Consider the following 919-nt stretch of genomic DNA (forward strand, 5'->3'; position numbering starts at 1 on the left):
ATGATTCGCGTACGCGGCAACCCCAAAAGGTTACATACTTTCGATTTTCTGCTTCACTTGCAGAACTTTGTCGGCGTAGGTTGGATCCGTCGCATAACCTGCTCGATGAATACCGCGAATAAAGGATTCAGAATCTCCACGTTGCTGCAATGCCGTCTCGTAACGTGGGTTGTCATTCAAGAAACGGACGTAGTCGTTGAAACTATCTTGATAGTTCGAGTAAGAACGAAACGCTGCCGTCTCTTTCACTGGCGTATTGTCATGAAATTCCAATGTTTGCGTGGTGACTTTATCACCTTGCCAGCTTCTGTCTGCTTTGATGTTGAACAAGTTGTTACTGCTACCACGAGCATTTTGCACCACTTTTTGTCCCCAGCCAGTTTCCAGAGCTGCTTGAGCAAGAAGCAATGATGGTTCTACACCCAACGCTTTCGCCGCCTTTTCAGCGTATGGCTTCATGGAGTTCACAAAAGATTCTGGCGAATCAAACTTAGCGGGAGTATGGCTGGTACGGGAAAGTTCGCCGGACTCAATCAAACGCTTTTCAATTTCAAAACAGTCTGGTGCTTTGATGTCTTCAAGGTTGATACCACCGAAAGTGTCAGCAATGTTCGCAACCGTATCAACGAACTCGTCGATCGTGCGATGCTTCACTTCAATATCAATTGAATCAAGGCCAGCAAAACGCTTAAACAGTAACGCTTTACCTTCCATTACAGGCTTAGAGGCAAGTGGGCCAAGGTTACCTAGACCAAGAATAGCGGTACCGTTTGAAATAACCGCAACCATGTTGCCTTTCGCCGTGTACTTGTACACGTTGTCAGGGTTTTGTGCGATTTCACGTACAGGCTCAGCCACGCCAGGGCTGTATGCAAGAGCAAGGTCACCAGCAGTTTCGGCTGGTTTAGTTAATTCGACA

General features: G+C 46.9%; 1 protein-coding gene. It reads right to left on the reverse strand.

The features are described 5' to 3' along the window. Nucleotides 1-30 precede the first annotated feature (30 nt). A partial coding sequence (flgJ, locus tag R8O11_RS25910) for a flagellar assembly peptidoglycan hydrolase FlgJ (protein ID WP_318194700.1) occupies nt 31-919 on the reverse strand: 889 nt, incomplete at its 5' end.

It is taken from the genome of Vibrio sp. 1288 (assembly GCF_033344475.1).